We start from the raw sequence: 6311 nt of genomic DNA on the forward strand, positions 1-6311 counted from the left end.
GCCGCTCGGCGAGGACGGCGGCGTTGGCCTGGCTGCGTTCCATGCGGAGCGCGAGGGTCCGCAGGCCGCGGAGCGCGAGCCACACCTCGAACGGGCCCGCGATGGCGCCGTGGAGGGTGCGGTGGGCCTGGAGCCGCTCCCGGAGTTCCGAGTCCGAGGTGGCGAGAGCACCGAGGACGACGTCGGAGTGCCCCGCCAGCCACTTGGTGACGGAGTGCAGCACCACGTCGACGCCGTCCTCGAGCGGCCGGCTGAGGATCGGCGTATTGAAGGTGTTGTCGGCGACGACGAGCCCTCCGGCGGCATGGGCGGCCTCGGTGAGGACTGCCGTCTCGGCGACTTCGAGCATGGGATTGGTAGGGCTTTCGAGCCACAGCATGAGCTTTTTTTCTCTCTGCTCCTCAATTTCGGCCAGGACTGCTTCGGTGTCCGCAACGTTTACGGTCCGGAGCGTGAAGCGGCCGAGATGCGCTTCCGCCGCCGCGAGGCTGAGCGAGCCCGCGTAGGCATGTTTGGGCATGATCACGACGCCGCCCGTCGGCACCAGGGACAGCGCTGCGGCGGCTGCCCCGAGGCCGGAGCTGAAGACGAGTGCGGGGTGGTCGGCTCCTTCGAGCCGCCCGAGCGCCTCCTCGAAGGGGTCCCAGGCGGGGTTCGACATGCGCCCATAGACGCGGTCCCCGGGTTCGGGGGCGCGGGTGCCGAAAAAGGTGGAGGAGAGGACGATCGGGGTGTTCACCGGTGCGTCGTGTTCCCGTGGCGGGCGACCTGCGGCGACTACCAGGGTGTCCGGGGCCAGGGGGGTGTCCTCAGCGGATGGGGTCATGGGATCAGGGTAGTTGGCGGAGGTGTGCGTCCGGGAATCGCGGCCGGGTTGTGGTCCATCCGCCTCGTGTCCCGGGCGCGGGGGCCTCATGACGGAATTGATTTCCACCGTGCCGATGTTCGCGTCGTCAGGGGTGCGCAGAGAGCGGCCAGGCACTGGGCCGAACTATTGGGCCGTTGTCGGGGTCATAGTGCGGATTTGGAGTCAATTGAACCTCAGCGGTCCCACCGTCTCGACCACCAGGAATGATAGTGGCCGTTTCGCACGTGGCTTCTGATACCACCTGAAACGCCCCTCGAGCTGTGAACTTCATGTCATTTTTCGAAGTCGATTGCACGGAAACTCCAAAGTCGTCTGCACTCCGCCCGAGATGCGGGGTGCCGTACGCGCAGGTTGAAGGTAAACGCCTCCAACTGCCGGGTAGGCCTGAGGCGGCTGCCTCCCAAAAGCCACTGGCCCACGCTTCAGCTCACAGTTTGACGGGATCCTTCGTCACCGGTCGCGTGTGCTTGTCGGATTGCAGCAAACTCTGTCCAGGTTCACCCCGGCAGGACTACAGTTAACTTGTCACACGACGCAGTCGCGCTATTGCTTGGCAAATAGTAGAACGAAGAACGGTCATGGAATGTCTAACCTGGTTCGCACCCATCCTTCCCGGCAAAATAGATGCTTTCAGGGAAGTTGACGCGGAGATTCGTTCCTCCCGGTGGGAGGACTATCAACGTTCCAGGCGGAGGATGGGAATTACCCGGGAGGTTATCAGCCATATGGCCACCCCGGCAGGCGNGCCTGCCTCTTCCAGGAGGGCCGAGACATCACTGAGGCTTTCAGGATCGCCGCCACCTCCGACGATCCCTTTGATGAGTGGTTCCGCGGAAAAGTTGCCGAAATCCATGGCATGACGCCCGAAATGATTCAGGGACCGTTGCCGGCGAAGCTGCACGCAGATTACCGGACGGACGCCTGAAGAGGTCACTGGCCGAGCCGGTTTAACGGGTCTTCGGGCTGAGCCAGGTTGCGGGCTCAACACGGGACGAACTCCGCGGGTCGACATGCCGCCAGCGCCCATGAAGGAAATCCAACCCTCACGCCCGCAGCCGGCATCGCGGGTGCGCGAAAGCGCAGCTACCACTCCTTGACCTTGCCCGGTAAACAGTCCGCCTACGGAGAAGGTTCCAGACGGGCGTTCAAATTCATCGCGGCGCCGAGTAGATCTGCGGCGCCCCACCATTCCGCAGCCATCCCGTCCTCAAACCGGACAAGGTGCATGGCGGTGATGGCTATCTGCCTGCCGGTACCGGGCAGACCGAGGAAGTCCCCTTCATGCGTGCCGGTCCACAACACCCGGCCGGCGACTCTGTCGCCCTCCACCACGGTGTCAGAGATCAGGCCCGTCATATCCGGAGAAGCGGCATGCATACCGTGCATCCAGAAGATAAAACCCATCCGCCCCGGTGGCTGGCCCGGCACGGGCATGTGGTCGATCAGATCAGCAGCGATCAACCCCTCCAGCACTGCGGCATCATTCGCGCCGACCACATCGATGATCCTCTGATACACCTTGCGCAGATCTGGGTTGTCGGGCATTGCGGCTCCTCGTACACCGTTCTGAGCAGTGCTCGCTGAGCACCTCCTGCCAGTGTGAGCCGAGGGCCGTGGGTAAGCAAGGACCAGCCACCTGACCGGGGCCCGACGCGTCCCACTGCAGGTCATGCCCTCGCCGCCCGAATCTGCACGATCAACTTTTTGCGGTTCCGGAGCAGTTCAGCATGTTCCGATCTACCCTCTACCGTCGAAGTACCGACTGCCCTGCGCGATCCGCGTCACATCAACCTACAGCGGGTATCACCAAGCATTTCAGGACCAAGTGACGACCACGGATTTCGTCCGTCCGGTGCGCCTCCTCGAACGAATTCGCAGGAACACGTAGCCCCATCGATGCAGAAAATCTGTGTCTCGGGCGAAACGACCTCCGGATCGGGGCTGACGTATTGGGAAGTTATCAGCGGTTGGCCATGTCGAGTTGCATCTGGTGGGGACTGCTGGACCGGTGACCAAGTGGTTGGTTCTTCGCTGGTCAGGTTATGCCGTGACGGTCATGTGGCGTCATCAGGTTGAGCAGCGTGGGGAGAGATCATATTCTCGAAAGCAGAATCAAGAGCCCCGACGTAAAACCCTGGTTTGTCGGGCGGCAACCCTCCCGCTGTAGCGGGGTGCCCCAGGTGATGATTCGGCCCGGTGCGGAACTGCACGGGCAAGTATGGCGTTTCTGAACCGGGTGCGCCTGAAATGCAAGGGGTTATTCAATGTCCGCTGTCGAATCCGTTGCGGTGCCCGCACCTGCTATCCGCATCCGTGACAAAAAGCGTGTTCTCAGTTCAGCCTTCGTCGGCACCACGATCGAGTGGTACGACTTCTACCTTTACGGCACGGCCGCGGCACTGATTTTCAACACCCAGTTCTTCCCGCAGTCCTCAGCGTTCGCCGGCGTCCTGGCATCGTTTGCAACCTTTGCCGTGGGCTTCTTCGCGCGCCCAGTGGGCGGAATCCTGGCCGGCCACCTCGGTGACCGCATCGGCCGCAAAGCACTGCTGGTTGCATCCTTGCTCACCATGGGGATCGCCTCCACGGGGATCGGCCTCCTTCCCAATTATGAGAGTATCGGCACCCTCGCCGTCGTCGGCCTGGTGGTGCTGCGCCTGTTGCAAGGTTTGTCCGCCGGCGCCGAATGGGGAGGCTCCGCTTTACTATCGGTTGAACACGCCCCCCGGCACCTCCGCGGGTTCTTCGGAAGTTTCACACAGGTGGGTTCCGCTGCCGGAATGTTGTTGGCCACCAGCGCTTTTGCCACCACGCAGCTGGTAATGACCGCTGAGCAGTTCCAATCCTTCGGATGGCGGATACCTTTCCTGGCCAGCGCCGTGCTGGTGGTGATCGGCCTGATCATCCGCCTCGGCGTTGAGGACGCTCCCCAGTTCCAGCAGCTCAAAGCGGAGAAGAACACCGCGAAGGCTCCAATCGCTGAGGTACTGAGGTACCACCGCCGGAGCTTGCTGGTGGCGATCGGTCTCCGTCTGGCCCAACCGGCACTGTTCGTGGTGCTCACTGTGTACCTGCTCGGATATATCAGCTCTCGCCGCGACGACACGACGTCGGGACTGACCGCGGTACTGGTCGGTTCCGCGGTAGGGCTGGTCTCGGGCCCGTTCTGGGGCTGGCTGTCCGACCGCTACGGAAGGCGCCCCATTGCCATAGCGGGTGCTATCGGCATCGGCATATTTGTCTGGCCGTTGTTCTGGTTCCTTGACAACGGCCCGCTCGTCCTGCTGCCGCTGGTGATGATCCTGGGAATGAACGTCCTGCACGATTCCATTTACGGCCCGCAGGCCGCCTGGTTCGCGGAACAGTTCCCGTTGCACCTGCGCTACAGCGGAGTGTCGTTCGGTTACCAGGTCGGCACCGTCCTCTCAGGCGGTCTCACACCCTTCATCGCAGCGGCACTGCTCAGCGTCGGCGGCGGGCAACCCTGGCTCATCTGTGCATATCTGACACTGCTGGCAGCCCTGTCCACGATCGCCGCCTTCGCCGCGAAAGATCCCGCCCGTACCTACGCAAAAAACAACTCCGCCCCCGATACTTTCTAGGAGAACAGTGACGAAACCTATCCTGCTCAACGCATTTGAAATGCTGGTACCGGTTCACCAGTCACCGGGCCTCTGGAGACATCCTGAGGATCAAAGCCGCCGGTACAACGAGCTTGCCTACTGGACCTCCCTGGCCACCACCCTGGAAGAGGGAGGTTTCCACGGCATCTTCTTCGCCGACATCCTGGGGCAGTACGACGTCTACGCAGGAAACGCCGACGAAGCAGTTCGCGGCGGAGTGCAATACCCGATGCTGGATCCCCTGCTGATTGTCAGCGCGCTGGCCGCAGCCACCCACCGCATCGGTTTCGGAGTCACCGCGTCCCTCACCTATGAACAGCCCTACCTGCTGGCACGAAAATTCAGCACACTGGATCACCTCACCAACGGCCGGGTGGCATGGAACATCGTCACTTCCTATCAGGACTCCGCGGCCCAGAACCTTGGACTTACCGAGCAGATCCCCCACGACCAAAGATACGACCGCGCCGAGGAGTACATGGACGTGGTCTACAAACTGTGGGAAGGCTCAATCGATGATGATGCCGTCAGGGCCGACAAGGCAGCGAACATCTTCGCCGACCCCACGAAGGTGCGTGGTATCAACCACGACGGCGAACATTTCACCGTTCCCGGGCCTGCCCTCACCGAACCATCACCGCAGCGAACCCCCTTGCTGTTCCAAGCCGGCGCGTCGCCTCGTGGACAGGAATTCGCCGCGAACCACGCCGAAGCGATCTTCTTCAGCGGCTACTCCACCGACCTGACCCGCACCTGGGTCGACAGCATCCGGGCCGGACTTGCCTCCCAGGGCCGGGCGCCGGACTCCGTGAAGATTTTCGCGATGGCCACCGTCATCGTGGCCGAGACCGATGAAGCAGCCACAGCCCGGTTGGAAGACTACACCCGCTACATCGACCCACAAGCCGCGCTGGCCCTCTTCGCAGGATGGACCGGCGTGGACCTCAGTACCGCGGACCTGGATAGCACCCTGGAATACGTGCAAACCGAGGGAAACCAGTCCGCACTGGCCGCGTTCACCAAACTCGATCCTTCACGGGTCTGGACAGTCCGCGAGCTGGCGCACTTCGTCGCCATCGGCGGAAGAGGCCCGGTCATCACCGGCTCCCCATCGACCGTCGTCGACGAACTGGAACGCTGGATGGCCCAAGGCGACGTCGACGGCTTCAACCTGTCCAACGCAGTACGTCCCGCCGACCTCGAAGAATTCGTGCGCCTGGTCTCACCCGAACTACGGCGACGAGGACTGCTACAGGAGAGCCCGCAACCGGGCAAAACCCTCCGCGAAGCCATCCTCGGAAAAGGCCCCCGCCTGGCCGAAGACCACTACGGAACCCGCTTCCGCCCAGCAGCTTCCTTAAGCGTCCGACCTACTGGGGTGGCCAAACCACGCCCTTTTGAAGCCATCAGGTGAGACCACGGTTGACCAGTGAACGAAGCCACCACGCAGCCGGATCCTCGATGAGATTGGGGCTTAGTGCTCATGGCTTCTGTCGTGTGCCGTCCACCTGGGGGCGGGTGGAGCCCCTTGTGGTCGAGCCCAAAGCCGTCCACAGGTGGGCGCGTCACAGCATTCCTCCTGCCAGGTACAGCCGCACCGATCCGGTGAAACCACTTCGTCGATCCCCGGCGCGGTCTTCAGTGAACGGTCCTTTCCCGGGGGTGATTGCACTCCGAGGAATTGGTCGGGACATGCGCTGTTGTCGAGCGTCTCGCGTGATTAGTTCTCCTATGTCCTAGTTAAGACCGTCGGGTTGTATACAAAAACGGCTTTATGGCCCTTAATGTATGTAATGCAGATCCCTCCGGACAGAGGAAAC

Annotated in this window: 4 protein-coding genes and 1 riboswitch; of the genes, 2 read left to right on the forward strand and 2 right to left on the reverse strand. The window is 62.4% G+C overall.

Annotation, left to right across the window (positions count from 1 at the left end; all coding sequences use genetic code 11):
• Both Y705_RS18940 and Y705_RS18945 read right to left on the reverse strand, forming a co-directional pair.
• The coding region (locus Y705_RS18940; protein WP_049822567.1) for a trans-sulfuration enzyme family protein at nucleotides 1-826 on the reverse strand (826 nt) is incomplete at its 3' end.
• Between the two features lie 1161 nt (nucleotides 827-1987).
• Entirely contained in the window at nucleotides 1988-2413 is a 426-nt protein-coding gene (locus Y705_RS18945) for an ester cyclase (RefSeq protein WP_049822564.1), read from the reverse strand.
• Nucleotides 2414-2978: 565 nt separating this feature from the next.
• Nucleotides 2979-3093: riboswitch (SAM riboswitch) on the forward strand.
• 39 nt (nucleotides 3094-3132) lie between these two features.
• On the opposite strand from Y705_RS18945, the gene Y705_RS18950 reads away from it, so the two are divergent.
• Together Y705_RS18950 and Y705_RS18955 are read left to right on the forward strand one after the other, a co-directional pair.
• On the forward strand, nucleotides 3133-4470 hold the full coding sequence (locus tag Y705_RS18950) for an MFS transporter (RefSeq protein ID WP_049822565.1): 1338 nt from the start codon (nucleotides 3133-3135) through the stop codon (nucleotides 4468-4470).
• 7 nt (nucleotides 4471-4477) lie between these two features.
• Nucleotides 4478-5905, forward strand: a complete 1428-nt coding sequence (locus Y705_RS18955; RefSeq protein ID WP_081737956.1) for an LLM class flavin-dependent oxidoreductase — start codon at nucleotides 4478-4480, stop codon at nucleotides 5903-5905.
• Nucleotides 5906-6311: the final 406 nt, after the last annotated feature.

Origin of the sequence: Arthrobacter sp. H41 (genome assembly GCF_000520535.1) — a bacterium.
Taxonomy (GTDB): Bacteria; Actinomycetota; Actinomycetes; order Actinomycetales; family Micrococcaceae; genus Arthrobacter_D.